Here is a 26,368-nt window from a genome sequence, read left to right on the forward strand (position 1 = left end):
AGTCCATGAGCCGCCCGAACCGTTGCCTCCTTCCGCAGACTCGCGGAACTCGCAGAGACAACCTCCCTCGCACTCGGCGCGCCCCGCCTCACTCCGCGGCGCCCCCACGCGGCAGCCACACCAGCATCAGCGCCACCCCGGCCACGAGCACCCCCGTCCCCACCCGGAACGCCAGCGCGTACCCCTCCGTCAGCGCCTCGGGCGACCCGCGCCCTGCCGTACGGGCCGCCGCGATCGTCGACATGACCGCGAGCCCCAGCGAACCGCCCATCGTGCGCGAGGTGTTGATCAGCCCCGACACCAGTCCGGCCTCGCCCGGCGCGGCCCCCGCCGTGGCCAGCGCGGCGAGCGGCGTCGCGGCCAGACCCGCGCCCAGCATCATCAGGATCCCCGGGATCATGATGGTGGTGACGTACGCCCCGTCCGCGGTCATCGTCGACTGCCAGCCGAACCCGGCGACCGCCACCAGCGTTCCTAGCACCGCCACGGCACGTGTCCCGGCCCGCCGCATCAGCCTGGGCGCGAGTTTGGAGCCGACGACCACGGCCAGGGAGCTCGGCACCAGCGCGAGACCGGCGTCCAGCGGCGAGTAGCCCAGCACGTTCTGGGCGTACAGCGTCATGAAGAACCACATGCAGAACATCGCGGAGCCGCACAGGAACATCGCCACGTTCGCCGACGCCACCGCCCGCACCCTGAGCAGCCCGAGCGGCATCAGCGGAGCCGCCGTACGGGCCTCGACGGCCAGGAAGCACCCGATCAGCGCGAGGCCGGCCAGCAGCGGCACCAGGGTGGCCGCCGCCGTCCACCCCTCGGCCTCGGTCTGCGAGATGCCGTACGCCAGGGTGGCGAGCCCCGCCGTCACCAGCAGCGCGCCCGGCAGGTCGAGCCGCCGTCCGTCCCCGGCCCTCCCCTCGGCCAGCCAGACCGCGGAGCCGAGGAGCACCACCGCCCCCACCGGCACGTTGATCAGCAGCACCCACCGCCACGACAGCATGTCCACGAGCAAGCCGCCGACGAGGCCGCCGGCCGCGCCGCCGCCCGCGCCGACCGCCGTCCAGGTCGCGATGGCACGCGCGCGTGCGGCACCCTCCGGGACCGCGGCCGTGAGGATCGTCAGGGTCGAGGGGGCCAGCACCGCCGCGCCCAGCCCCTGCGCGGCCCGCGCCGCCAGCAGCTGCCAGCCCTCCTGGGCGAGCCCGCCGCCCAGCGAGGCCACGGTGAACACGGCGAGGCCGACCAGGAACATCCGTTTGCGGCCGTAGAGGTCACCGGCCCGCCCGCCGAGCAGCATGAACCCGGCGAAGGCGATGGCGTAGGCGTTGACGACCCACTGCAGCCCCTGCTCGCTCAGCCCGAGGCCGGTCCGCATCGACGGCAGCGCCACGTTCACCACGGACACGTCGAGCACGACCAGGAACTGTCCCGCGCAGGCCAGCGCCACGACCAGCCAGGTGGGCGGCGCGGCAGGGCGGCGGGACATGCGGGTGACGTCAGCGGCTCGGAGCATGGCTGTCATGTTCTCAACCGCCGGACGCTCCCTGCATCGGGATTTCGGCCTAGGCCCAAGGGCGGTGGGGGTCGGGACCCGTCGGCCGTGTCGCTTCGGCCAAGAAACGATAAAGAAAACGTTAGTGGGCCGAAGCATCGGAATAGTTGCCCGGGCGCACGGGGTTCAACGGGCACGTATCCCGCCCGGAACCACCCGACTCCCCTGGCCTGGAGGCCCCACTCCATGACGCACACGTCGACCGACCAGCCCGAGAGCGGAGCGAGCCGGGCCCTCGTCCCGGTGCTCGCCTTCGCGGGCATCGTGGTCGCGGTGATGCAGACCCTGCTCGTCCCGGTCATCAAGGACCTGCCGCAGCTGCTGGACACCGAGCCCAGCAACGCCACCTGGGTCCTGACCTCGACACTGCTCTCCGGCGCGGTCGCCACGCCGATCATGGGCCGCCTCGGCGACCTCTACGGCAAGCGGCGCATGCTGATCCTCAGCCTCGCGGTGATGGTGGTCGGCGCCCTGGTCAGCGCGCTCACCAGCGACCTGCTCACGATGATCGCGGGCCGTACGCTGCAGGGCTTCGCGATGGGCGCGATACCGCTCGGCATCGGCCTGATGCGCGACATGCTGCCCCGCGAGAAGCTCGGCTCGGCGATGGCCCTGATGAGCTCCTCGATCGGCGTCGGCGGCGGCCTCGCCCTGCCCGCCGCGGCCCTGGTCGCCCAGCACGCCGACTGGCACGCCCTGTTCTACGGCGCGGCCGGCCTCGGCGCCCTCGCCATCGCCCTCACCCTGCTCGTCGTACCCGAGTCGCCCATGCGCGCCAAGGGCTCCTTCGACATCCTGGGCGCGATCGGTCTCTCCGCCGGTCTCGTCCTCTTCCTCCTGCCGATCACCAAGGGCAGCGACTGGGGCTGGACCTCGGGCACCACGCTCGGTCTGTTCGGCGCGTCGGCGGCGGTGCTCCTGCTGTGGGGCGTGATGGAGCTGCGGCTGCCGGCCCCGCTCGTGGACCTCAGGACCACCGCCCGCCCCGCGGTGCTCTTCACCAACCTCGCCTCGATCATGGTCGGCGTCTCCTTCTACGTCGTCTCGCTGGTCCTCCCCCAGCTGCTCCAGCTGCCCACGGCCACCGGCTACGGCCTCGGCCAGTCGATGGTCGTCGCGGGCCTGCTGGTGGCGCCCCTGGGCCTGACGATGATGTTCACCGCTCCCGTCTACGCCCGCCTGTCGGCGAAGTACGGCCCCAAGGTCACCCTGATCCTCGGCCTGCTGATCATCGCGATCGGCTACGGCGCCGGCCTCGGCCTGATGAGCGCCCCCTGGCAGAGCCTCGTCATCGCGGTCGTCCTGGGCGCGGGCATCGGTCTCGCCTACTCCTCCCTCCCGGCGCTGATCGTCGGCGCGGTCCCGGCCTCCGAGACGGGCGCCGCCAACGGCCTCAACACACTGATGCGTTCCATCGGCACGTCGGTGTCGAGTGCCGTCATCGGCATGGTCCTCGCCGACACCGCGAACAACGTGAACGGCGTCGCGATCCCGACCATGCACGGTTTCCGCGTCTCCTTCCTGATCGCCACCGGGGCCGTCGCGATCGGCCTCCTCATGGCGCTGTTCCTGCCCCGCAACCGCCCGGCGGACAAGCCGCAGCTGCGCGCGAGCAGCGAGGAGGACGCCAACCTGGAGCGCGCCGAGGAGGCTTTGCGCGGCTTCCGGGGCCGGGTCCTGGACGCCGCGGGCACGCCGGTCGCGCGCGCCAAGGTGACGCTGATCGACCCCCGCGGCCGCCAGGCCGGCGCGACGCTCTCGGACGAGGACGGCACCTACGCGCTCGCCGTTCCGGCCCAGGGCGCGTATGTGCTGGCCGCACGGGCGACGGGGTATGCGCCGCTCGCCTCTTCCGCCACGCATTCCGGTGCGGAAGCCGCGATTGACCTGGATCTGTCGATGCCCGGTGAGCCGGTGAGCCGGTGAGCCGGTGACTGCTTAGCGCTCCGCCGGGCGGGGGGTGCCGCGTGATGCCGGGTGGCGTCTTGTCGCTTCGTCGTGGTTCGTCGCGCAGTTCCCCGCGCCCCTTGAGGGTGTTCGCCGTACCCCCTGCCGATGCGCCGGCGCGGGGGTACGGCAGCATGGGCCGGAAAGCGTCGTACGACCGGGAGGAACCCCTCATGCCCGCGGCCCCCGAGCCCGAGATCCTGGCCGCCTTCGAGGCCGCGAAGGGGTTCATGCCCGTCGGTGAGGGCCTCGCCCTGTACTCGGCGGCCGTCGAGGCCGGGCGGCTCGGGCTGCCGCTCCTTGAGGTCGGCACGTACTGCGGGCGCTCGGCGATCCTGCTCGCCGACGCGGCCCGCCAGGCCGGGGTCGTCGCGCTGACCGTCGACCACCACCGGGGCAGCGAGGAGCAGCAGCCGGGCTGGGAGTACCACGACCCGGAGACCGTCGACCCGGAGATCGGCCTGATGGACACCCTGCCGACCTTCCGCCGCACCCTGCACCGGGCGGGCCTGGAGGACCACGTCGTCGCCCTCGTCGGCCACTCGCCCCAGGTCGCGAAGGTGTGGGGCAGCCCCCTCGGCCTGGTCTTCGTCGACGGCGGTCACACCGACGAGCACGCGAACGCCGACTACGAGGGCTGGGCTCCCCATGTCGCCGAGGGCGGGCTGCTCGTCATCCACGACGTGTTCCCGGACCCGGAGGACGAGTTCACCGGCCAGGCCCCCTACCGCGTCTACCTGCGGGCGCTGGAGTCCGGGGCGTTCACGGAGGTCTCGGTGACGGACTCGCTGCGCGTCCTGCGCAGGACCGGCGCGGGCATCTGATCCACGATCGCCGTCCTGTTCCCGGACACCCCGGTACGGCGAGCCCGTGGCTCGTCCGCGTGAGAGGGCGCCGACCCCCCGTAAGGTGGCTGTCGTGTCGTACGTAGGCCCGGACTTCGATCCTCCCCAGCCCCGCCGTTCACGGCGCCGTCCCCTGACCGTCGCCGTCGCCGCACTCGTGCCGGGCGCGCTGCTCGGCTGGCTGGTGTACGAGGTGGTGGGCGGCACCGGCGGCGGCTCGGGGGGCGCGGTCGGGACGCCCACGGTGTCGAGCGCGTCGGCCTCGCCGAAGACTTCCGCGCCGACGTCCTCCACCACCGAGGACGACAAGCCGCCGGGCCCCTCCCCGACACCCACCGCTTCCGCGCCCGCCGCCACCGGTCCCCTCAAGGGGAAGGTCGTGGTGATCGACCCGGGGCACAACCCGGGCAACTTCCGGCACACCGCGGAGATCAACCGCAAGGTGGACATCGGGACGAACTCCAAGGAGTGCGACACCACGGGGACGTCCACCAACTCCGGTTACGCGGAGGCCGAGTTCACCCTGGATGTGGCCCACCGGATGCGGGAGCTGCTGGAGAAGCAGGGTGCCACGGTGAAACTGACCCAGGACGGCGACCGGCCCTACGGCCCGTGCGTCGACGAGCGGGCCAGGATCGGCAACACGGCGCGCGCGGACGCGGTCGTCTCCGTCCACGCCGACGGCTCGGGCGCCGGCAACCGCGGATTCCACGTCATCCTGCCGGGCAGCGTGCACGCGGGCGCCGCCGACACCCGTGCCATCGTCGGCCCTTCGCGCGAGCTCGGCGAGCGTGTCGCGGGCAACTTCGTGCGCGCGACGGGCAGCGCGCCCTCCAACTACGTCGGCGGCGGCACCGGACTCGTCACACGCACGGACCTGGGCGGTCTCAATCTGTCAACGGTTCCCAAGGTGTTCATCGAGTGCGGCAACATGCGCGATACCAAGGACGCGGCACAGCTGACCAGCGGTGCCTGGCGGCAGAAAGCGGCGCAAGGAATCTCTGCGGGAATCGTGAGTTTCCTGCGCGGGTAGTGATCAGCGCGCTGATCCGGGCGGACACCCTGTTCGGGCGGAGGATAGTGTCCTCCTTACGATGAGGGGCCACCCCCACGCTTCACACAGGGGCCTGACGGCGACATGGTGACAGCGACGCCTCTACCGACGACGAGACGACCTACGAAGGACCTTTGAAGTGAATATCCGCTCCCTCACTCGAGGCGACGGCGTGGTGATCGGAGCAGCGGTGTTGCTGTTCATCGCGTCGTTCCTCGACATCTACTCCGCCGACGGGGCCCCGGACAGCTACGACTTTCCCAGCGCCTGGTCGAGTGGCCCGATCCTGATGGGTGTGGTGCTGGCGGGCATCATCGGCGCCGCGCTCGTCATCATCTCCCGCGGTCTTCCGCAGGTCCCCAAGGTGGCTGGTCTCGACCTCGGTCAGGTCGGCGTCGCGTTCACGGTCTTCGCCGCGTGGAGCGCGCTCGGGAACATGATCGACCCGTCCAGCGGTGTGAACAACATGGGTGGCTTCGGTGACGACGGCCTGGACGCCGGCATCGGTCTGATCCTCGCGCTCGTCGGCAGCCTGGTGCTGGCCGCCGCCGCCGTCGCCACCCCCCTGGTCCCGGCCCTTCAGGCCGCCCTCATCCCCGCCCCCAAGCCGGCCGCCCCGCAGCCCTACGGCGCCCAGCCTCCCGGCGGTTACGGCTACCCCGGTGCCCCCGGCGCGCAGCAGCAGCCGTACGGGGCTCAGCCGCAGCCGGGTCAGCCGTTCGGTGCTGCGCAGCCGCAGCAGGCCCAGGCCCAGCCGCCGGCCCCGGAGTTCTCGCCGTTCTGGTTCGCCGTGCCGGTGGCGCGTCCGCTGTTCGCGGAGGACGGTTCGCCGACGCCGATCGCCGAACTCGCCCCCGGGACCTGGTACCTGGCGGTCGAGCAGCGCGGTGCGGCACTGGTCGCGCAGACGCAGGACGGCCGTCGTGGCGTGCTGCAGGACACGACGGGGATCCAGCGCGGCTGACCCCCGTTCCTCGACGTGCGGCCCCTCGCCCTTCCGGGTGGGGGGCCGTTGTCGTACAGTCGCAGCCCGCACCCCAAACTGACGCTGTGTCAGAAACCTGGAGGCGCCATGCGGCTCGGGCTCGCCCTCGGCTACTGGGGCCGCGGCCCCGACCCGGACCATGTTCCGCTCGCGCAGGAGGCCGAGCGGCTCGGCTACGACTCGGTGTGGACCGCCGAGTCCTGGGGTTCGGACGCGTTCACGCCGCTGACCTGGATCGCCGCGCGGACCTCCCGCATCAGACTCGGCACGGCCGTCGCGCAGATGGCGGCCCGCACCCCGACGGCGACGGCCATGCAGGCCCTCACCCTGGACCATCTCTCCGGTGGCCGCATGCTGCTGGGGCTCGGTCTGTCCGGTCCGCAGGTGGTCGAGGGCTGGTACGGCCGCCCGTTCCCGAAGTCGCCGCTCACCGCGACCCGGGAGTACGTCGACGTCGTACGGCAGGTCCTCGGACGTGCGGGGCCGGTCGAGCTCGACGGGCGCTTCCACTCCCACCCCTACCGGGGCCCCGACGGCACCGGTCTCGGCAAGGCGCTCAAGTCCATCACCCATCCCCTCCGCGCCGGCCTGCCCGTTCTGCTGGGCGCCGAGGGGCCCAAGAACGTGGCGCAGACGGTCAGGATCGCGGACGGCTGGCTTCCGCTGTACTGGTCACCGAGCCGGCCCGAGGCGTACGGCGAGGCGGTCGGTGCGCTGCCCGACGGCTTCGTCGTCGCCCCCATGGCCCGGGTGAAGGTCTGTGACGACGTCGCCGAAGGCCTCCTCCCCGTCAAGGCGATGCTCGGCTTCTACATCGGCGGGATGGGGCACGCGGCACGCAACTTCCACGCCGATCTGATGGCCCGGATGGGGTACGAGCAGGAGGCGCGGCGCATCCAGGAACTGTTCCTGTCCGGTCGCCGGGAGGAGGCCGTACTGGCCGTTCCGGACGCGTTCGCCGACGAGATCTCGCTCGTCGGCCCGCGCGAACGCATCGCGGAGCGGCTGGAGTCGTGGCGCAAGGGGCCGGTGACGGATCTGCTGGCGATGGCGCCGGACCGGGAGTCGCTGCGGGTGCTGGCCGAGCTCAACTCCTAGCCGCGGTCCCGGCTTTCGTGCACTCAGCGGAAGATCGCGATGGCCTCCAGCGTCACCTCGCCGGTGTCCTGCCGCCAGCCCGTCATCTTGCCGAGGCAGCGGGCCGTGAAGGTGCCCTCGGGGATCGTCTCGCGGCGCAGGCCCTCGCGGGCGCCGACGACCCGGACGTAGGGCGGTGTCTGCGGATCGCCGTACGCGGCGCGCAGCACTATGCCCTGCGAGGTGTCCGGGTCCATCACGAAGCGGCCGCGCACCGACACGAACTCGTCGATGTCGCTGAGCGCGATCCGGGTGTCGCCGGCCAGGGCGTCGGCGAGGGCCCGGTTGGGCCGTACGCTGCCGGTGCGCAGGTCGGCGTGGACGATGGCGTCGGCCCGGTCGAGGGCTTCGGTCAACATCCCTATGACGTTGATGGGTTCGTTCTTCTGCACGTACTTGGTGAACTTCTCCTGCGTGACGTCCTTGCCGGCCTTGACGGTCCACGGCATGAGCTTCCCCAGGAGGCTGACGCTGGTGTTGACGTTGGTGCGGTGCTCCACCGCCTGTTCGAGCGCCTCGCTGTAGTGGCTGACCTGGTAGAGGTCCATGACGGACTTCCCGTCCAGGTAGAAGCAGATGCTGTACGCCGTCTGCCGTGCCGCCGTCCGCCTCCGGGCCTCGCGGGCGTGGCCCAGCAGCACGGCGGCGAGCGCCACGAGGCCGGCGGCGGTCACCAGCCAGACCGTCATCCACGGCCACCACACGCTCCACCACAGTCCGTCAGTGACAGCCACGGATCTCCTTGAATGCCTCGGAAAGGGACGAGTCGTCGGCGTCCACCATCCGCCCGCCGGTCTTCGCCGCCGCGCGCTGCAGTGCGGCCGTGTCGGCCTCGCCGAAGTGGACGGGGTAGGTGGAGACGTCGCGCGCCGCGTCGGGCAGGGCCTCGTAGCGGCGAACGAACTGGGCGTAGGACAGGCCCGCGTTGTTCTCGCCGTCCGTCATCAGGACCACGGAGAGGGGACGGTCGGGGTCGGCGGCCAGGGCGTGGGCCGCGGTGCGGTAGCCGTGGTCGAGGGCGGACCACACGGCGGTGGCGTCGCCGTATCCGCCGCGGGCGACGGTGTCGGTGAGCTCCCTCAGGTCCCCCGGGCCGGTGACGGTGATGGTCCGCTCTTCCAGGACCCGTCCGCCGAACCGTACGACGGTGAGGCGTTCGCCCTGGTAGAAGCGGGTGAACTTGCCCGTCGACGAGGAGTCCGCGCCGCTGAGACCGGCGAACGCCTCGCGCAGCGCGGCCATCCGGGCGCCGCGCATCGAGCCGGAGAAGTCGAGCAGGAAGACGACCTGCCCCGCGGTGCGCCGGTCCGGGTCGCCGTAGTCGGCCAGCAGGCGTTCCACCACCGCGAGCCGGTCGGGGAAGTAGAGGGCGTTGCCGATCGGTGCGCGCAGCGGGGCGTCCCGGGTGACCGTGGCGCTGACCGGTCGGCGCCGGGTGTCGCGCATGATCCTCTCCTGTACGTCGTCGCGCCGCAGCCACTCGGTGACCTTGTCGTAGGCGGCGCGACGGGACGGGTCGAGCAGGAGGATGGGGAAGTCGGACAGGACCGTGCCGTCCTCGGGGCGGACGATCTCCAGTTTCTCCTTCAGGCGGCCGGAGGCGTTGAGGGCGAGCAGGTCGGACTCGTAGGCGATCAGCGCGTCGGCGCGGTCCTGGTGGGCGGCGTAGGAGTCGACAAGGTCGGGGGAGGTGGCGGCGGTGAGGGTCTGGCCGGAGCGGAAGCCGCGCAACCGGTCGCAGGAGACGTCCTCGGTGCGCAGGGCGGCGCCGGTGCCGGCGGCGGCGGTGGCGACGCCGACCAGGGCGGCGAGTCCGCTGCCCGCGTTGCGGGGGTCGGCCATGCCGAAGCGGACCGTACCGGTGGCGGCGGCGTCGGCGATGTCGGCCCAGGTGAGGTGGCCGCCGGGGACGTCGGCCCGCAGGGCGCGAGCCGTGTCGAGGGCGAGGCCGATGACGACCGGGGACGTCATCGTCGGTGTCCGCTGCAGCCCGTGCACGGATTCCCTGTCGCGCAGCCGCAGATAGCGGTCGGAGGAGAGCCAGGCGAGGTCGTATCCGGTACGGGCGGCGGCGAGCCGGGTCTCCGCGTCGGGCCGCCGGTCGAGGTCGAGTTCTACGCCAGTGGCGTCCGCCAACTCGTCGAGGAGCGGGGCGAGTACGGCGAGGTCGGGACTGGCGAGCACGCGCAGCCGGACGCGTTCGCCGCCGCCGTCCCCGTCGTCGGTGCAGGCGGACAGCAGGGTGGCCACCAGGAGCGTACAGACCGTCAGAAGCGGGATGCGGCCCCTCACTCGGCGCCCTCCGCGGGCGGGCAGTCGCCGACGATCTGGATCATCCGTTCCAGCAGCGGGAGCCGGGGCAGTACGGCCTTGGTGTCGTCGGCGGAGGTCACGGGTGCCGGGATGTCCCGCTCGCCGAGGAACTCCTTCAGCTGGACGCTGGTCGCGTCGCTGCGGGTGTCCCGGACCCGGAAGCCCAACTCCATTGCCCGGTGCTGGAGTTCGAGGTCGGAGGTGATGAGCTCACCGAGCCGGTCGCCGTCCCGGGTCAGGGCGACGAGCTGGGGTTCGGTGTCGATGCGGGTCGACGGGTAGAGCAGGACGCGCTCGGAGTCGGGGGTGCCGTGCTCGGCCTCGTACGCGATCTGGTGGGCCAGGAACTGGTGCTCGTAGATCACGGCGATCGGCGAGATGCCCTTGCCGTCGGCGGACAGGTACGTCTCCGCCTTCTCCGCGGAGGGCAGCCCCTGTTCGACGAGGAGGGGCTTGATGTCGCGGGCGAGCCTCTCCGCCTCCGGGAGGGTGTCCGGGGCGTCGTTCTCGTGCTCGACGAAGGCGACGAGGCCGAGGTAGGTGCCGCCGGAGTTGCTCTCGCAGATGTCGGAGGACTGGGCGAGGACCTTGTTTCCGTTGTCGACGCCGTAACGGGCGATGCCGATGCCGTCCCACGTCTTGCCGCCCCTCGTCAGGGCGAGGAACTTCTCCATGTCCAGTGTGTAGTACAGGGACTGACCGCCCGACCCGCGCTGGAGCCGGGCCACGCCGTTGCCCCGCAGGGCCTCGGCGTACTCGCGGTAGGTGGCCAGCACGATGGGGCTGACGAAGGGGCGGTACGTCGTCACCGGGCGGTCCGCCGCGGCGCGTTCGCGGGTGATCAGGTCGGCGGCGGGCTGGCCGGACGGGAAGACGACGTCGTAGCCCTTGATGTCCTGGTTGGCTATCTCACGGGAGCCCATGCGGGTGATGCGCACCCGGAAGCCGTGCTTCAGCAGCAGGCGTTCGACTTCTGGGTCCTCGAAGAAGTCCCTCTTGGAGGCCATCTTGGCCTCGATGGTGACGACCTTCTGCAACGGCAGTAACAGATGCCCCGACGCCATCAGCAGTACCAGGCCGACGACCGGGAGGGGCAGCGCGACCGCCAGGGCTCTTCGCAGGCGGCCGCGCGTGGGTCTGGTGACGGTCAACCGAGGCTCCGGCGGAGCGGGTCTGTTCGCGGGCACCGGCGTTCTCCCCCCTGGGTGGGCCAGGATCGTCGATGACGCCAGTGGCCCTGCAACAACGGTAGATCCAACGCGAGTTGAACGAAAGAAACGTGCGCGATGAACACGTACGGGATCCAACGCCCGGGCCCTCGGCCCGGTGCAGGTTTCATCCGGGATTGAGCGGCAACCCGATCGGCATGTCCCCTCGATATCGCAACGGTGCCAATCAGGCCGGCACGATCATCGCGGTCGTAGCCGACGTCATGGCCCTCATCCTGGGCCTGTGGATCCTGATGTACCTGCTGGACGCGAACCGCGCGAACGACTTCGTGCAGTTCATCCACGACGTCGCCCGCTGGCTCGCAGGCTGGTCCCACGACCTCTTCACGTTCGACGAGGCCTGGGCTCGCGTAGTGGCGGGCTACGGCCTCGCCGCAGTCGTCTACCTCTTCGTCGGCCACGCCATCGCCAACCGCGTGCACCGGCACTGAGCCGACACCGAGACCACCCCGCCCCGGCCGCGGACGCACACCTCGGCCGGGGTCCCCGACTCCCAGACCCCCTCAGCCGGTCCCACGACCCGGGGGCCTGGGGGCACCCCCCGGAAAGCACAGCACGTTCGACGAGGCCTGGGCCCGCGTGGTGGCAGGCCACGGCCTCGTCGCAGTCGTCCACTTCCGCGCCGACCACGCCGGCGCCCAGCGCGGGCACCGGCGCTGAGTCCGCACACGGACCGCCGGCGCCCGGCGGTCTCAGGTCAGGCGCAGCAGTCCGGGTCGAGGCCGGTCGGCAGCCGGTCGCCGGCGAAGACCGCGCAGGTCGCCTCGTGGCCGCCGAGGGCGGCGACCGCGAGGAGGAGGGAGCCGGCCGTCCACGTGGTCAGCTCCTGGGGCCAGACGGCCTTGTCGTCGAAGACGTAGCCCGTCCAGTAGAGGCCGGACTCGGTGTCCCGCAGGTGCTGGATCGACTGCAGGATCTCCAGGGCCCGGTCGGACTCGCCCATCGCCCAGAGGGTGAGGGCCAGTTCGGCCGACTCACCACCGGTGACCCACGGGTTGGGGTCGACGCAGCGCACCCCCAGGCCGGGCACGACGAAGCGGTCCCAGTCCTCCTCCATGCGGGACTTGGCCTCCGCTCCGGTGAGCGCGCCGCCCAGGATCGGGTAGTACCAGTCCATCGAGTAGCGGTCCTTGTCGAGGAACCGCTCCGGGTGACGGCGGATCGCGTGCCGTAGGGCACCCACCGCCAACTCCCAGTCGGGCTGCGGCTCTTCACGCTGCTCGGCGATCGCCAGCGCACACCGCAGCGCGTGGTGGATCGAGGAGGACCCCGTCAGCAGCGCGTCCGCGGTCCGCGCGCCGTCGTCCTCCTGCTTCCAGCCGATCTGCCCGCCGGGCTGCTGGAGTCGCAGTACGAACTCGATCGCCGCGTAGACCGACGGCCACATCCGGTCGAGGAACGGCTCGTCGCCGGTGGACAGATAGTGGTGCCACACGCCTACGGCTATGTAGGCGACGAAGTTCGTCTCCCGGCCCCGGTCGGTGACGTCGTCGAACGCCCCGTCGGCGTAGGCCGCGTACCAGGAGCCGTCCTCGTTCTGGTGCTCCGCCAGCCACGTGTACGCCCGCTCGGCGGCCTCGTGCTCGCCCGCCGCGTCCAGCGCCATCGCGGCCTCGGTGTGGTCCCACGGATCCAGGTGGTGTCCCCGGAACCACGGGACGGCCCCGTCCTCCCGCTGCACGGCGAGGATGCCGGCGACGGTCGCGGCGGCCTCCTCCGCGGTGAGGACCCCGGGCAGGACGAGGTGTTCTGTCCGGGGGGTGGTCACTTGGCGGCCACCTCGGCTTCGGCGAGACGGGGCAGGTGCGGCTTGGTCGCGTACGCCACGAAGCTCTTGCCTATCAGCGGGTTCAGCGCCTGCTCGGCGACCCGGGTCGCGAGCGGCTTCTTCATGATGTCCCAGACCAGCAGCTTGTGGTACGCCCGCACCGGCAACGCCTTGTCGTTGTCGACGCCGAACGCGCACTTCAGCCACCAGTACGGCGAGTGCAGCGCGTGCGCGTGGTGCGTGCCGTACGGCTTGAGACCGGCTTCCCTGATCCTCGCGAGGAGTTCGTCCGCCTTGTAGATGCGGATGTGGCCGCCCTCGACCTCGTGGTAGGCGTCGGACAGGCTCCAGCAGACCTTCTCGGGTCCGTAGCGCGGGACGGTGATCGCTATCCGGCCGCCGGGCTTCAACACCCGCACCATCTCGGCGAGTACGCCCTTGTCGTCGGGGATGTGCTCCATCACCTCGGAGATGATGACGACGTCGAAGGACTCGTCGGGGAAGGGCAGCGCGAGGGCGTCGCCCTCCATCGCGGTCGCGGTGGCGCCCTCCGGGGCCTCGCCGGCCTCCTTCATCGCGGCGAACCACTTCGCGACCTCGCGGATCTCCTCGCCGTTCTGGTCGAGCGCCACGACCCGCGCACCACGCCGGTAGCACTCGAACGCGTGCCGGCCGGCACCGCACCCGAGGTCCAGGACGCGGTCACCCGGGGCGAGCGGGAACCGGGAGAAGTCGACGGTCAGCACGTGGCCCTGCTTTCGCGATCGGATACAACGTCAACAACTTCTGGGGCCGCGGAACCTGCGGCGACCGCGGTCGGGGGGCGGCTCGCGGCGGGCAGCGCCGGGCCGGCGATCGCCTCGCGGTACCGGGCCACCGTGCCCTCGGCGGCCTTCGCCCAGGTGAAGCGGGCGAGCACCCGCTCCCGGCCGGCCGCGCCGAGCCGGGCCCGCAGTTCCGGGTCGCCCAGCAGTCGGCTCAGGCCGCCCGCCAGCGCGCCGGCGTCGCCCGGCGGCACCGCGAGGCAGGTCTCGCCGTCCCGTCCGGCGACCTCGGGGATCGCGCCGCCGGTCGTGGCCAGCAGCGGCGTCCCGGTGGCCATGGCCTCCGCGGCCGGCAGTGAGAAGCCCTCGTAGAGCGACGGCACGCAGGCGACCTCCGCCGACCGCACCAGGTCGACGAGTTCGGCGTCCGAGATGCCCTTGACGAAGTCGACGGCGCCTTCGAGGCCGTACCGCTCGACCGCCTGGGCGACGGGCCCCTCCTCGGGCCGCTTGCCGACGACGACGAGGTGGGCGTCCGGGCGCTCGGTGCGGACCTTCGCCAGCGCCTCGACGAGAAAGACCAGGCCCTTGAGCGGCACGTCCGCGCTGGAGGTCGTCACGATCCGGCCCGGCACCACGGGCACCGACGGATTGGGCGAGAAAAGGTCGGTGTCGGCGCCGATGTGGACGACGTGGATCCGGTCGTCGCGGACGCCGAGATCGTCGACTATCTCCTGGCGGGAGGTTCCGGAGACGGTGAGCACGGAGGGCAGCCGGCGGGCCACGCGCTTCTGCATCCGGGTGAAGGCGTACCAGCGGCGTACGGAGTACCTTCGCCGTCGGCCCTCCGCGGCGTCCAGCTCCAGTCGGCGGTCCACGGTGATGGGGTGGTGGATCGTGGTGACCAGCGGGGCGCCGACGTCGCCCAACAGGCCGTAGCCGAGGGTCTGGTTGTCGTGGACGACGTCGAACTCGCCGCGCCGGGCGCGCAGATGGCGGCGGGCGCGCAGCGAGAAGGTGAGCGGCTCGGGGAAACCGCCGGTCCACATCGTCGCGACTTCCAGCGCGTCGATCCAGTCGCGGTACTCGCCGCGCTTCGGGGTGCGGAAGGGGTCGGGCTGACGGTAGAGGTCGAGGCTGGGCAGCTCGGTGAGGCTCAGGCGCTCGTCGTGCCCCTCGTCCAGGACGGGGTAGGGCTGGGAACCTATGACCTCGACGGTGTGCCCGAGGCGGGCCAACTCGCGCGAGAGGTGCCGTACGTAGACGCCCTGCCCCCCGCAGAACGGGTTCCCTTTGTATGTGAGGAGTGCGATACGGAGCGGTCGCTCGCCGTCGGCGGCCGGACCCTCGAAAGGCCCCGCCTGACTGGCCTCAGCGGTCACTCTGGGCCCCCTTCTCCCTGCACTGTCCCGCGAGATTACGCCGGGACGCTAATCTAGAACAAGTTTCAGACTTGATCGTTCAAGAGGCTCTGAATCTACCGGCAGGTAGGCGCGTAGTGAGCGGTGGATCAGGTGATTCACGCCACCACCGGCGCGCCTGGCATGCTGTGCGATCACTCGCCCTCACCGACTGTCACGGAACGGGACCCATGCCTGCGGAAGCCAAGGTGGACAAGGTGGCCAAGGTGGATGCCAGTACCGCGCGGCCCGACTCGGCGCCGCTCACCGAGCGACAGGAGGCGCGCCGTCGGCGCATCCTGCACGCGAGCGCGCAGCTGGCCAGCCGGGGCGGTTTCGACGCCGTGCAGATGCGGGAGGTCGCGGAGTCCTCACAGGTGGCGCTCGGCACCCTGTACCGCTACTTCCCGTCCAAGATCCATCTCCTGGTCGCCACCATGCAGGACCAGTTGGAGCACATGCACGGGACGCTGCGCAAGAAGCCGCCGGCGGGCGACACGGCGGCGCAGCGGGTGGCGGAGACCCTGATGCGCGCCTTCCGCGCGCTGCAGCGCGAGCCTCACCTGGCGGACGCGATGGTGCGGGCGCTCACGTTCGCGGACCGCAGCGTGAGCCCCGAGGTCGACCAGGTCTCCCACCAGACCACGGCGATCGTCCTGGACGCGATGGGGCTGGAGAACCCGACGCCGGAGCAGCTCTCGGCGGTCCGGGTCATCGAGCACACCTGGCACTCGGCTCTGATCACCTGGCTGTCGGGCCGCGCGTCCATCGCCCAGGTGAAGATCGACATCGAGACGGTGTGCCGCCTGATCGACCTCACGGAGCCGGAGGACCGGGGCGGGGCGTAGGCGCGCGAAGAACCTACGAGACGGGTTCCCTTCGCCGGTATTGCCCGGATCAGGTACTGGGGGTCGCCTTCCGGTCCATCTGCGACCTTCCGGCCTCTCAGCCCGACCGTCGACGTCGGCCCCGGCGGAGACGATGCCTCGCGCCCAAGTCGGCTACTCCGGTCGAACTCCCTCACTCGCCTCGTAGGCCACTTCCCAGAGTAGAACACTTATCCAGGGACAAAACCCCCTGAACCATGATTTTTTGCATGCCGCACGGCAGCCAGGCGGCCGCACGGCACGCCCCCGGCCGCCCGCTGCTCGCCCGCCCGTCTACTCCTCGGGAGGGAACACCGGCTCCCCGCTCTCCAGCAGCGTGATCGTGATCGCCTCGACCGGGCAGCCCTCCGCCGCCGCGAGGACCTGCTCGTTGGCGTCGGTCTCGGGGTCGGCGGGGTGGGATTGGCGGCCCGTGTCGAGGCGGAAACCGTCCGGGGCGTGGTGGACGCACTGGGCCGAGCCGATGCACAGGGAGCGGTCGACCTCGATCTGCCAGCGGTCGCCCATGGTCGGTCAGCCCTCCCAGCCCGCCGGCAGGTGGATCATCTTGTGTTCCAGGTACTCGCCGAAGCCCTCGGGCCCGAACTCCCGCCCCAGTCCGGAGTTCTTGTAGCCGCCGAAGGGGCCGAGCATGTCGAGGCTGAAGGTGTTGACCGAGTACGTGCCGGTACGGACCTGCCGCGCGACCTCGACGCCGCGGTCGACGTCGGCCGTCCACACGCTGCCGCTGAGCCCGTAGTCGGAGTCGTTGGCGATCTTCACCGCATCGGACGCGTCGCCGTACGGGAGCAGGCAGATGACCGGGCCGAAGATCTCCTCGCGGGCGATCCGCATGGAGTTGTCGACGTCGCCGAAGAGGGTCGGCTCGACGTACCAGCCGCGGTCCAGGCCCGGCGGACGCCCACCGCCGGTGAGGATCTTGGCGCCCTCCTCCTGGCCGATGCGGATGTAGTCGAGGTTGCGCTGCTGCTGCCGCTTCGCCACCAGCGGGCCCACCTGGGTCGCCGGGTCCAGCGGGTCGCCGACCACCAGCGCTCCGGCCGCCGCCGCGAAGGCCTCGGCGAACTCGTCGTAGCGCGAACGCGGCAGCAGGATGCGGGTCTGGGCCACGCACGCCTGGCCGTTGTTCATCCAGGCCGCCGGGACGATCCCGGCGACCGCCGTCTCCAGGTCCGCGTCCGGCAGCACCACGGCCGCCGACTTGCCGCCCAGCTCCAGGGTCACGCGGGTGAGGTTGCGGGCGGCGACCTCCATCACGCGCTTGCCGGCCGCCACCGAGCCGGTGAAGGAGACCTTGTCGACGCCGGGATGCCCGACGAGGTACTCGCTGACCTCCCGGTCGGCGGGCAGGATCGACAGCACGCCCTCGGGCAGCCCGGCCTCGCGGGTGATCTCGGCGAGGAGGTAGGCGTCCAGCGGCGACTCCGGCGAGGGCTTGAGGATCGCCGTGCAGCCGGCGAGCAGCGCGGGGGCGAGCTTGGCGCCGGCCACGAACTGGGGGACGTTCCAGGGGGCCACGGCCGCCACCACCCCGACCGGCTCGCGCCGCACCAGGATCTTCCCGAGGACTCCGTCGCGCCCCTCCTCGTAGGTGAAGTTCCGCGCGACCGTGATCGCCGAGTCCCAGACCATCATCGCGCCGAGCGCCTGGGCGAGGACGCTCCAGGAGTACGGCGACCCGTTCTCGGAGGAGATCACCCGGGCGATCTCCTCGTGCCGTACGGCGATCGCGTCCTTGACGCGGGTGACGACCTCGATCCGCTCGTCGAGCGTCATCCGCGGCCAGGGTCCCTCGTCGAACGCGGTGCGCGCCGCGGCGACGGCCCGGTCCACGTCCTCGCGCGAGGCGTGCGGCACCCGCCCGATGACCTGCTCGGTGTGCGGCGAGATCACCTCGATGACGTCCTTGCCCAGGGGGTCGGTCAACTCCCCGCCGATGAACAGCTGTCCGTGTTCCACGAGCTCGGTCATGGCGACTGCCTCCCCGGGGGCGCTTACTGACGGTGCATCAGATAGTGAGACTGATACCAGCTCCACCCGGAGGAGTCCACGGACCGCGCACCGGTGACTCGGGCTCCCATCGAAACCTGTTCTAGTTATACTCGGGCTCGCGTGGCCGGAACGCGGCGATTGGGGAGCCCATGACGCAGGTGTACGACCACGGCGGCGGCGTCCGTTCCCTCCGGGTCCCCATCCCGGACAACCCCCTCGGCCACACCCTGGTCTACCTCCTCGACACCGACCGCGGGCCGGTGCTGATCGACACCGGCTGGGACGACCCGGACTCCTGGGACACCCTCGCCGCGGGGCTGACGGCGTGCGGCACCTCACCCGAGGAGATCCACGGGGTCGTGATCACCCACCACCACCCCGACCACCACGGCCTGTCAGGCCGGGTGCGGGAGGCGTCGGGTGCCTGGGTCGCGATGCACGAGGCGGACGGGGCGATCGTGCGGCGCACCCGGCAGACCCGCGCCGAGCGCTGGTTCACCTACATGACGGCGAAGCTCGAGGCCGCCGGCGCCCCCGAGTCCCACATCGCGCCCCTGCGCGCCACCCGTCCCCGCGCGCTGCCCGGCCTCTCCCCCGCCCTGCCCGACCGCGAGATCGTCCCCGGCGAACTCCTCGCCCTCCCCGGCCGCCGCCTGCGTGCCGTCTGGACGCCGGGCCACACCCCCGGCCACGTCTGCCTGCACCTGGAGGAGGAGCACCCCGCCCGGCTGCCGGGCCACGGCCGCCTGTTCTCCGGCGACCATCTGCTGCCCGAGATCACCCCGCACATCGGCCTGTACGAGGACCCCGACGACGCCACCGTCACCGACCCGCTGGGCGACTACCTCGACTCACTGGAGCGTGTCGGCCGCCTCGCCCCCGCCGAGGTGCTCCCGGCCCACCAGCACGCCTTCACCGACGCGGCGTCCCGCGTACGGGAGTTGCTCGCCCACCACGAGGACCGCCTCACCGGCCTGTTGGTCCTGCTGGCCGAGCCGCTCACCCCCTGGCAGCTCGCCGAGCGCATGGAGTGGAACCGGCCGTGGGCCCAGATCCCTTACGGGTCACGGAACATCGCCGTCTCGGAGGCGGAGGCGCATCTGCGGCGCCTGGTGAAGCTGGGCCGGGCGGAGGCGGTGACAGGGAGCGAGCCGGTGACCTACGTGGCCGTCTGACACCCGCCTGGTCGTTTAATACGGGACATGCAGCAACTTCTCGACGAACGCGCCTGCGAGCGCCTCCTCATCGACTTCGTCCACCGGCTCGACCTCGGCGAACCGGGCTCCGTGGCCGAGCTGTTCACCGAGGACGGCAGCTGGCAGTGGCCCGACGGCGACCGGCTGATCAAGGGGCGGGAGGCGCTGAGGCGGTACTTCGGCTCCCGGCCCGCCGACCGGCTCTCCCGCCGCCTGCTGTCGAACATCCTCGTGACCGTCACCTCCCCGGGCACCGCGACGGCGATCTCGTACTTCACGACGTACCGCGTCGACGGCCACGACGGCGGAGCGGATCCGATACCGCCCGGCCCACCGGTCCAGGTCGGCCACTACGAGGACTCGTTCCGCAAGTCACCCGACGGCACCTGGCTGCTCGCCACCCGCGTCCTCCACCTCCCCTTCGGCGGCCCCACCCCGCGCGCGGGGTCGCTGACCTGAACCGCTCATGATGCGGGGAAGGCTGTCGACGAGCCCTGTCGGGACACCGGACACCACCGAGCGGATCAAGTCCTCGGCCGCGCCGAGCAGTTCGATCTCGTGGCGGCTCATCGTCACATTGGCCGCCCGTCGTCGCCGCGCCTGAGCCAGGCCGTCCTCGGTGAGGTGGGAGCGGTCGGCGAGCAGGGCGGTCAGCATCGTGCGGGCCGGGGTGGCCAACGGGTCGTCGGCCACGGCGACCTGGGCGAGGATCATCGCGGAGACGCCCCAGTCCAGGCCCGGTTCGCCCGCCTCCGAGTTGCTCCAGTCGATGACCCGGGGGCCGTCGGCGGTGAGGATCACGTTCTCCGGGTGCAGGTCCAGGTGGAGAACGCGGGCGCCGGCGCCGAGGGGCGGGACCGCGTGCAGGGTGCGCAGCAGCCCGGCCAGGATCGCGCCCGCCTCGTCCGGGCCCAGCGAGCCCGCCAGGCACGCCTCCAGCATCGTCGGCCCGTACAGCCGCTCCATCACCAGGTCGGAGGGCGTCGACTCGGCCCACCGCACCCGCGGCACCGGATAGCCGTGGCCGCGCACGTGCTCCATCACCGCGCCCTCGGCGGCGGCGTCCCCGTGACCGTGCCGGTCGCGGCGCAGCACCCACGCCTCGTCGATCTCGTACACGTCGTTGGCGCGGCCGGAGCCGAGCAGTCTCCCCGTCTGCCACATGCACCCGACCGTATCCGCCCGGACCGGTCCGCCGCACAGGCTGCCCTCGGGGGCTTCTTTACGGGCCGGTAGAGTAGCCGGGTCGTATCACACCCGTACGGGGGGAAGCCGGTGCAAATCCGGCGCTGACCCGCAACCGTGAACCACAGCCGTGGCCGCAGCCGACGCCGTGGTGAGCCGGACTGCCCCGGACGGTCGTGACCGGCTCTCGCGCACCGGCAACCGGCCGGTGTGCGGCACCGTCGAGGTATACGGGGCCGAGCCGCCGGGGTGTCCCGTGCTGCCCGGCTCCCTTTCAGGGAGAGGCATCCGCCGATCATGAACGTCCGCCGCAGCGCAGCGGTGCTGGCCGCCGCCACCGCCGTGATCGGGGCCGCCGCGCCCGCCGTCGCCGCCGACCCGTCCCCCTCCGCGTCCCAGGCGTTGCCCGCCGCGCTGTACGGCGGGACGCCCCCGACGTACGACGGTGTCTGGCGCCAGTCCCTCGCCCTGCTCGCCCAGCACACGGTGGGCGTGCGGCCCGCCACGAAGTCCGTGGACTGGCTGACCGGGCAGCAGTGCGCGAACGGCGCCTTCGCGCCCTACCGCGCCGACACCTCCGCGGCCTGCGACCCGAAGACGACGGTCGACACGAACAGCACCGCGGCGGCCGTCCAGGCCCTCGCCGCGCTCGGCGGCCACGACGCCGTCACCGACAAGGCCGTCAGCTGGCTGAAGTCCGTGCAGAACAAGGACGGCGGCTGGGGATACTCCCCGGGCGGCGCCAGCGACACCAACTCGACGTCCGTCGTCGTCGGCGCGCTGACCGCCGTGGGGGAGAAGCCGGCGGACGTGCGCAAGGGAGACAAGGATCCCTACGACGCCCTGGTGAGCCTCGCCCTGCCGTGCGAGGGCGACGGAGCCGGTGCCTTCGCCTTCCAGCCCGACAAGAAGGGCAAGCTGTACGCCAACGCGGACGCCACGGCGGCCGGTGTCGTCGGCGCGCTCGGCGAGGGGCTGGTCGTGGCGCCCGTGGCGCGGACGAAGGCCGCCACCTGCGCCGACGCCGGCTCCCCTGAGCCGCGGCGGGCCGCCGCGAACGGCGCCGCCTACCTCACGAAGGCCCTCGCCGGGGACGCTCACCTCAAGTCCGCCCTGCCCGGCTCCACCGACCAGCCCGACTACGGCAACACCGCGGACGCGGTCGTCGCCCTCGCCGCACAGGGCCGGACGGCGGAGGCGAGGAAGGCGCTGGAGTGGCTGGAGCAGAACTCCGCGACCTGGGCGGCGCAGAGCGGCCCGGCCGCCTACGCCCAGCTGATCTTCGCCGCGCACGCGACCGGCACCGACCCGCGTGACTTCGGTGGCGCGGACCTGGTGAAGCAGCTCAACGCGACCGGCCCGGCACCGCTGACGGGGAAGGCCGCCGGCGGGACGGCGCGGGCCACCGACGACTCCGCCGACGCCGGCGGCGACTTGGGCGACAGCGTGTGGTGGATGGTCGGCGTGGGCCTCGCCGCCGGAGCCGGTATCGGCTTCCTGCTCAGCAGCCGCAACAAGAAGAAGCAGCCGTGATCCGCCGCCGTGCCGCCGCCCTCCTGGTCCTGGCCGCGTTCCCGCTCCTGCTGAACACCGGCCAGGCCCAGGCCGCGGGCTACCGCTACTGGTCCTTCTGGGAGCGCGACGGCGGGCAGTGGACGTACGCCGGTCAGGGTCCCTCGACCCTCCGCCCCTCCGACGGCGACGTCCAGGGCTTCCGCTTCGCGGTGAGCGAGGACTCGGGCGACGCGACCAGGCCGCGCGGCACGGCCGACTTCACGGCTATCTGCGCCAAGACCCCGGCGCGGGACGGCAGGAAGCGGGTGGCTCTGGTCATCGACTTCGGCACCCCGGCGGACGCCCCGTCCGGCGAGACCCCACCGGCCACCCGCACGGCCTGTGCGGTGACCGCGCCCGACGCCACCACGGCCGAGGCGCTCGCCGCCGTGGCCAAGCCCCTTCGCTACAACACCAACGCCCTCCTGTGCGCCATCGCCGGCTACCCGCGGACGGGGTGCGGCGAGGCCGTGTCCACGGAGCGGAACCCGTCGGACACCGGGAAGGCCGACACGGGCGAGCGGTCGGACGCGGGACCGTCGGTGGGTCTGCTCGCGGGCCTGGCCGCGGTGGCCGCACTGGGCGCGGCGGCGGTGTGGCAGGCACGGCGGCGACGGCGTGACTGACGCGCCCGGCCGCGGGCGGTCACGCCACCGGGCCGCAACCGGTGGGCGCGGCGGCACCCGGCACACCCCGGTGAACGCCCCCGCCCGCCCGCGGCCGCGCCGGGTGGCGACCCTGCACGCCGGGGCCTGGTGGCTCTGGGCCCTGGGCCTGGGCACCGCCGCCACCCGCACCACCAACCCGCTCCTGCTCGCGCTCCTCATCGCCACCTCGGCGTACGTCGTCGCGGCCCGTCGCCCCGACACCCCCAGCGCCCGTTCCTACACCGCCTTCGTGAAGCTGGCGCTGGCCGTGATCGTCATCCGGCTCCTCTTCGCCGTCGTCCTCGGCTCCCCCGTCCCCGGCACACACGTCGTCGTCACCCTCCCCGAAGTCCCCCTCCCCGACTGGGCCCAGGGCATCCGCCTGGGCGGCAGGGTCACCGCCGAGGGTCTCCTCGTCGCGCTCTACGACGGCCTGCGGCTCGCCACGCTGCTGATCTGCGTGGGCGCGGCGAACGCCCTGGCGAACCCGGCCCGCCTCCTCAAGTCCCTGCCCGGCGCCCTGTACGAGATGGGCGTGGCCGTCGTCGTCGCCCTCACCTTCGCGCCGAACCTCATCGCGGACGTGCAGCGCCTGCGCGCCGCCCGCCGGCTGCGCGGCCGCCCGGACAAGGGTGTCCGGGGCCTGCTCCAGGTCGCGCTCCCGGTGCTCGAGGGCGCCCTGGAACGTTCCGTCGCCCTCGCCGCCGCGATGGACGCCCGCGGCTACGGCCGCAGCGCCGACGTCCCCGCCCCGGTCCGGCGTACGACCACCGCCCTCACCCTCGGCGGCCTGCTCGGCGTCTGCGCGGGGACGTACGGGGTGCTGACGGCCGAGGGCGGCACGTACGGCCTCCCGGTGCTGTTCGCCGGTCTCGCCGCCGCGCTCGCCGGACTCCGCCTGGGCGGCCGCCGTTCCCTGCGCACCCGCTACCGTCCGGACCGCTGGGACGTCCGCGCCCGGCTGGTCGCCGGATCCGGCGTGGCGGTGGCGGCCCTGACGGTCCTCGCCTCCGTGCGGGACCCGGAGGCCCTGCACCCGGGCGTGCTCCCGCTCGTCGCCCCCACCCTTCCGCTGTGGCCGGCGGCGGCCGTACTGCTCGGCCTGCTCCCGGCGTTCGTCGCGCCCGACCCCGCCCTCGACCCGAAGGAACCGTCGTCGTGATCCGCTTCGAGAACGTCTCCGTGACGTACGACGGCGCTGCCGAACCCACCGTCCAGGGTGTGGACTTCGAGGTCCCCGAGGGTGAACTCGTGCTGCTGGTGGGCCCGTCGGGCGTCGGAAAGTCGACGGTGCTGGGCGCGGTGAGCGGTCTCGTGCCGCACTTCACCGGCGGCACGCTGCGCGGCCGGGTGACGGTGGCCGGCCGGGACACCCGTACGCACAAGCCCCGCGAGCTCGCCGACCTGGTGGGGACCGTCGGCCAGGATCCGCTCTCCCACTTCGTCACCGACACGGTCGAGGACGAACTCGCCTACGGCATGGAGTCATTGGGCCTCGCCCCGGACGTGATGCGGCGTCGCGTCGAGGAGACCCTCGACCTGCTGGGCCTCGCCGACCTCCGTGACCGTCCCATCGCCACGCTCTCCGGCGGCCAGCAGCAGCGGGTCGCGATCGGTTCGGTCCTCACCCCGCACCCGCGGGTCCTGGTCCTCGACGAGCCGACCTCCGCGCTCGACCCGGCGGCCGCCGAGGAGGTCCTCGCGGTCCTCCAGCGCCTGGTCCACGACCTCGGCACGACGGTCCTCATGGCCGAGCACCGGCTGGAACGCGTCGTCCAGTACGCCGACCAGGTCGCGCTCCTCGCCTCGCCCGGGTCGGCCCCCGTGCTCGGCGCCCCGGCCGAGATCATGGCCGTGTCTCCGGTGTACCCGCCGGTCGTGGACCTGGGCCGCCTCGCGGGGTGGTCGCCGCTGCCGCTGACGGTCCGGGACGCCCGGCGACGGGCGGGCGGCCTTGGGGACCGCCTGACGGGACGGGACGCGACCCGCGACACACCGGCCCTCGCCCCGGCCGCTTTGGCCCCGGCACCCGCCGGGCCCGCCCCGTCCGCCTGGTCCCGCCGCCTGCGCGGAAAGGCCCCGGCGGCCCCCGGCCCCGCTCACCCCGCCGAGGTCCGCGCCCTCGCCGTCCGGCGCGCCCGCGTCCAGGCGCTGCGCCACATCGACCTGGCCGTCGCCCCCGGCGAGACCGTCGCGCTCATGGGCCGCAACGGCGCCGGAAAGTCCACGTTGCTCTCCGCGCTGGTCGGGCTGCTGGAGCCGTCCTCGGGGTCGGTGCGGGTCGGCGGGGTCGTGCCGCACCGCACGGCATCGCCCGAGCTCGTCCGCCGCGTGGGTCTCGTACCGCAGGAACCACGCGACCTGCTGTACTCCGACACGGTCGCCGCCGAGTGCGAGGCCGCCGACCGGGACGCGGGCGCCGCGCCGGGCTCCTGCCGGGCCCTGGTCACCGAGCTGCTGCCCGGTGTCACCGACGACACCCACCCCCGCGACCTCTCCGAGGGCCAGCGGCTGGCCCTCGCGCTGGCCGTGGTGCTGACCGCCCGCCCGCCCCTGCTGCTCCTCGACGAGCCGACCCGGGGCCTGGACTACGCGGCCAAGGTCCGCCTGGTGGCCGTCCTGCGCGGGCTGGCGGCCGAGGGCCACGCGATCGTGCTGGCGACGCACGACGTGGAGCTGGCCGCCGAGCTCGCCCACCGGGTGGTCCTGCTCGCCGACGGCGAGGTGATCGCGGACGGCCCGACCGCGGACGTGGTGGTGGCCTCCCCCTCCTTCGCCCCGCAGGTCACCAAGATCCTGGCTCCGCGGAAGTGGCTCACGGTGGCCCAGGTGAGGGAGGCGCTGTCATGACGGACGCCCGCCAGGCCAGGGCCGTCCGGCTCGGCCCCCGCTCCGTCGCCGCCCTCCTCCTCGTCAGCGCGGTGGGCGTCGCCGCCGTCGGGTGGCCGTTCCTCGCGCCGCCCACCTCCCAGGTCGTCGCGCACACACAGGACGCCCCGTGGCTCTTCGCCGGTCTGCTGCTCCTCCTGGTGGCGGTCCTGGCGGCGACGATCTCCGAGTCGGGGCTCGGCCCCAAGGCGGTGGCGATGCTCGGTGTGCTGGCGGCGACCGGCGCGGCGCTGCGGCCCATCGGCGCCGGTACGGCCGGTATCGAGCCGATGTTCTTCCTGATGGTGCTGAGCGGCCGGGTGCTCGGGCCGGGCTTCGGGTTCGTGCTCGGCTCGTTGACGATGTTCGCGTCGGCGCTGCTCACGGGCGGGGTGGGCCCGTGGATGCCGTTCCAGATGCTGGCGATGGGCTGGTTCACGATGGGGGCGGGCCTGCTGCCGGGCGCCGACCGGCTGCGCGGCCGCGCGGAGGTGGCGCTGCTCGCCGCCTACGGCTTCGTCTCCGCCTTCGCCTACGGCGCGGTCACCAACCTCGCGGGCTGGACCTTCATGAAGGGCAACGCCTCGAACATCGCCTTCGACCCGGGCGGGCCGGTGGCCGCCAACCTGGCCCGCTTCGTCGCGTACTGCCTGGCCACCTCGCTGGGCTGGGACCTGGGCCGGGCGATCGTCACGGTCGTCCTGACGGTGCTGCTCGGTCCGGCGATCCTCAGGGCCCTGCGCCGGGCCACGCGGCGGGCGGCGTTCGAGGCGCCGGTCACATTCGAGCCACCCGGACCGTGAGCCGCCGACCGCGGACGGTTACTCACCTGGTGAACCACCCCACATGACCCACATCACCTACTAACCTGAACAGTAGGAACATTTCAGACATATCACCACAGACGCACCCGCCCCGACCTGCACGATGAGAGCCGGCTCACACGGAGCACCCTTCCTCCGGATGCGACCACAACTAGTAAAAGGGGTCATTGCGGACACCGGTCGAGCCTGTTTCTCTGGATGACGTCGCACGGCGCCGACGTACC

At 72.5% G+C, this 26,368-nt stretch carries 23 protein-coding genes and 1 pseudogene; 14 read left to right on the forward strand and 10 right to left on the reverse strand.

All coding sequences use genetic code 11. The features are described from left to right. Positions 1 to 88: 88 nt before the first annotated feature. The gene (locus AQJ84_RS10695; RefSeq protein ID WP_030040290.1) at positions 89 to 1,519 is read right to left on the reverse strand and encodes an MFS transporter; all 1,431 of its coding nucleotides are present in this window, start codon (positions 1,517 to 1,519) and stop codon (positions 89 to 91) included. A gap of 216 nt (positions 1,520 to 1,735) precedes the next feature. On the opposite strand from AQJ84_RS10695, the gene AQJ84_RS10700 reads away from it, so the two are divergent. The 5 genes from AQJ84_RS10700 (at position 1,736) to AQJ84_RS10720 (ending at position 7,478) form a co-directional block, all read left to right on the forward strand. Beyond that, the gene (locus tag AQJ84_RS10700) at positions 1,736 to 3,475 is read left to right on the forward strand and encodes an MFS transporter (RefSeq protein WP_030040289.1); all 1,740 of its coding nucleotides are present in this window, start codon (positions 1,736 to 1,738) and stop codon (positions 3,473 to 3,475) included. Positions 3,476 to 3,669: 194 nt separating this feature from the next. Further along, positions 3,670 to 4,320: a class I SAM-dependent methyltransferase gene (locus tag AQJ84_RS10705; protein WP_030040288.1), complete on the forward strand. Its 651-nt coding sequence runs from the start codon at positions 3,670 to 3,672 to the stop codon at positions 4,318 to 4,320. 94 nt (positions 4,321 to 4,414) lie between these two features. Next, a complete protein-coding gene (locus AQJ84_RS10710; RefSeq protein WP_030040287.1) occupies positions 4,415 to 5,374 on the forward strand; it encodes an N-acetylmuramoyl-L-alanine amidase in 960 nt (319 codons plus the stop codon). Positions 5,375 to 5,534: 160 nt separating this feature from the next. After that, positions 5,535 to 6,359 (forward strand): DUF5336 domain-containing protein, encoded by an 825-nt coding sequence (locus AQJ84_RS10715; protein WP_051869876.1) that lies wholly within the window; start codon positions 5,535 to 5,537, stop codon positions 6,357 to 6,359. 108 nt (positions 6,360 to 6,467) lie between these two features. Then, positions 6,468 to 7,478 (forward strand): LLM class F420-dependent oxidoreductase, encoded by a 1,011-nt coding sequence (locus AQJ84_RS10720; protein ID WP_030040285.1) that lies wholly within the window; start codon positions 6,468 to 6,470, stop codon positions 7,476 to 7,478. A gap of 23 nt (positions 7,479 to 7,501) precedes the next feature. Here the strand turns inward: AQJ84_RS10720 and AQJ84_RS10725 are convergent, their stop codons facing one another. Genes AQJ84_RS10725 through AQJ84_RS10735 form a run of 3 tightly spaced genes read right to left on the reverse strand, consistent with a single transcriptional unit; the run spans position 7,502 to position 10,981 of the window. After that, complete coding sequence (locus AQJ84_RS10725) at positions 7,502 to 8,251, reverse strand: hypothetical protein (RefSeq protein WP_030040284.1); 750 nt, start codon at positions 8,249 to 8,251, stop codon at positions 7,502 to 7,504. Continuing rightward, positions 8,238 to 9,809: a vWA domain-containing protein gene (locus AQJ84_RS10730; RefSeq protein WP_030040283.1), complete on the reverse strand. Its 1,572-nt coding sequence runs from the start codon at positions 9,807 to 9,809 to the stop codon at positions 8,238 to 8,240. The genes AQJ84_RS10725 and AQJ84_RS10730 overlap by 14 nt, the downstream gene beginning before the upstream one ends. Continuing rightward, a complete protein-coding gene (locus AQJ84_RS10735; RefSeq protein WP_225877222.1) occupies positions 9,806 to 10,981 on the reverse strand; it encodes a hypothetical protein in 1,176 nt (391 codons plus the stop codon). The genes AQJ84_RS10730 and AQJ84_RS10735 overlap by 4 nt, the downstream gene beginning before the upstream one ends. 215 nt (positions 10,982 to 11,196) lie before the next feature. Here AQJ84_RS10735 and AQJ84_RS10740 point away from each other — a divergent pair, with 215 nt between their 5' ends. After that, the gene (locus AQJ84_RS10740) at positions 11,197 to 11,490 is read left to right on the forward strand and encodes a hypothetical protein (protein WP_030040281.1); all 294 of its coding nucleotides are present in this window, start codon (positions 11,197 to 11,199) and stop codon (positions 11,488 to 11,490) included. Positions 11,491 to 11,756: 266 nt separating this feature from the next. Here the strand turns inward: AQJ84_RS10740 and AQJ84_RS10745 are convergent, their stop codons facing one another. From AQJ84_RS10745 to AQJ84_RS10755, 3 genes are read right to left on the reverse strand one after another with little or no spacing between them, the layout of a single operon-like run. Further along, entirely contained in the window at positions 11,757 to 12,827 is a 1,071-nt protein-coding gene (locus tag AQJ84_RS10745; RefSeq protein WP_030040280.1) for a prenyltransferase/squalene oxidase repeat-containing protein, read from the reverse strand. Then, positions 12,824 to 13,573, reverse strand: coding sequence for a class I SAM-dependent methyltransferase (locus AQJ84_RS10750; RefSeq protein WP_030040279.1), 750 nt, complete (start codon positions 13,571 to 13,573; stop codon positions 12,824 to 12,826). The genes AQJ84_RS10745 and AQJ84_RS10750 overlap by 4 nt, the downstream gene beginning before the upstream one ends. Beyond that, on the reverse strand, positions 13,567 to 14,973 hold the full coding sequence (locus AQJ84_RS10755) for a glycosyltransferase family 4 protein (RefSeq protein ID WP_030040278.1): 1,407 nt from the start codon (positions 14,971 to 14,973) through the stop codon (positions 13,567 to 13,569). Before AQJ84_RS10755 ends, AQJ84_RS10750 begins: the two co-directional genes overlap by 7 nt. Positions 14,974 to 15,182: 209 nt before the next feature. Here AQJ84_RS10755 and AQJ84_RS10760 point away from each other — a divergent pair, with 209 nt between their 5' ends. Further along, the gene (locus AQJ84_RS10760; RefSeq protein WP_030040277.1) at positions 15,183 to 15,839 is read left to right on the forward strand and encodes a TetR family transcriptional regulator; all 657 of its coding nucleotides are present in this window, start codon (positions 15,183 to 15,185) and stop codon (positions 15,837 to 15,839) included. A 312-nt stretch (positions 15,840 to 16,151) separates the two neighbouring features. On the opposite strand, the gene AQJ84_RS10765 is transcribed toward AQJ84_RS10760, so the two are convergent. After that, positions 16,152 to 16,385 carry a ferredoxin gene (locus tag AQJ84_RS10765; protein WP_030040276.1) on the reverse strand — a complete coding sequence of 78 codons (234 nt, stop codon included), beginning with the start codon at positions 16,383 to 16,385 and terminating at the stop codon, positions 16,152 to 16,154. Between the two features lie 6 nt (positions 16,386 to 16,391). Next, a complete protein-coding gene (locus tag AQJ84_RS10770) occupies positions 16,392 to 17,849 on the reverse strand; it encodes an aldehyde dehydrogenase (protein WP_030040275.1) in 1,458 nt (485 codons plus the stop codon). Between the two features lie 170 nt (positions 17,850 to 18,019). On the opposite strand from AQJ84_RS10770, the gene AQJ84_RS10775 reads away from it, so the two are divergent. Beyond that, positions 18,020 to 19,045, forward strand: coding sequence for an MBL fold metallo-hydrolase (locus tag AQJ84_RS10775; RefSeq protein WP_030040274.1), 1,026 nt, complete (start codon positions 18,020 to 18,022; stop codon positions 19,043 to 19,045). 27 nt (positions 19,046 to 19,072) lie between these two features. Beyond that, on the forward strand, positions 19,073 to 19,525 hold the full coding sequence (locus AQJ84_RS10780) for a nuclear transport factor 2 family protein (protein ID WP_030040273.1): 453 nt from the start codon (positions 19,073 to 19,075) through the stop codon (positions 19,523 to 19,525). A gap of 57 nt (positions 19,526 to 19,582) precedes the next feature. On the opposite strand, the pseudogene AQJ84_RS10785 reads toward AQJ84_RS10780, so the two are convergent. Beyond that, positions 19,583 to 20,230, reverse strand: a pseudogene (locus AQJ84_RS10785) (phosphotransferase); the annotation flags it as partial. A 318-nt stretch (positions 20,231 to 20,548) separates the two neighbouring features. Between AQJ84_RS10785 and AQJ84_RS10790 the strand changes: the two are divergent. From AQJ84_RS10790 to AQJ84_RS10810, 5 genes are read left to right on the forward strand one after another with little or no spacing between them, the layout of a single operon-like run. Beyond that, on the forward strand, positions 20,549 to 21,784 hold the full coding sequence (locus AQJ84_RS10790; RefSeq protein WP_053192003.1) for a prenyltransferase/squalene oxidase repeat-containing protein: 1,236 nt from the start codon (positions 20,549 to 20,551) through the stop codon (positions 21,782 to 21,784). Continuing rightward, entirely contained in the window at positions 21,784 to 22,431 is a 648-nt protein-coding gene (locus AQJ84_RS10795) for an SCO2322 family protein (RefSeq protein WP_030040269.1), read from the forward strand. The genes AQJ84_RS10790 and AQJ84_RS10795 overlap by 1 nt, the downstream gene beginning before the upstream one ends. Further along, positions 22,424 to 23,614, forward strand: coding sequence for an energy-coupling factor transporter transmembrane component T (locus tag AQJ84_RS10800; protein WP_374935411.1), 1,191 nt, complete (start codon positions 22,424 to 22,426; stop codon positions 23,612 to 23,614). The genes AQJ84_RS10795 and AQJ84_RS10800 overlap by 8 nt, the downstream gene beginning before the upstream one ends. Beyond that, positions 23,611 to 25,302: an ABC transporter ATP-binding protein gene (locus AQJ84_RS10805; protein ID WP_030040267.1), complete on the forward strand. Its 1,692-nt coding sequence runs from the start codon at positions 23,611 to 23,613 to the stop codon at positions 25,300 to 25,302. Before AQJ84_RS10800 ends, AQJ84_RS10805 begins: the two co-directional genes overlap by 4 nt. After that, positions 25,299 to 26,123 (forward strand): ECF transporter S component, encoded by an 825-nt coding sequence (locus tag AQJ84_RS10810; protein ID WP_053192006.1) that lies wholly within the window; start codon positions 25,299 to 25,301, stop codon positions 26,121 to 26,123. Before AQJ84_RS10805 ends, AQJ84_RS10810 begins: the two co-directional genes overlap by 4 nt. The last annotated feature ends 245 nt before the right edge of the window (positions 26,124 to 26,368 follow it).

The sequence above is a fragment of the Streptomyces resistomycificus genome, assembly GCF_001514265.1.
GTDB classification, from domain to species: Bacteria; Actinomycetota; Actinomycetes; order Streptomycetales; family Streptomycetaceae; genus Streptomyces; species Streptomyces resistomycificus.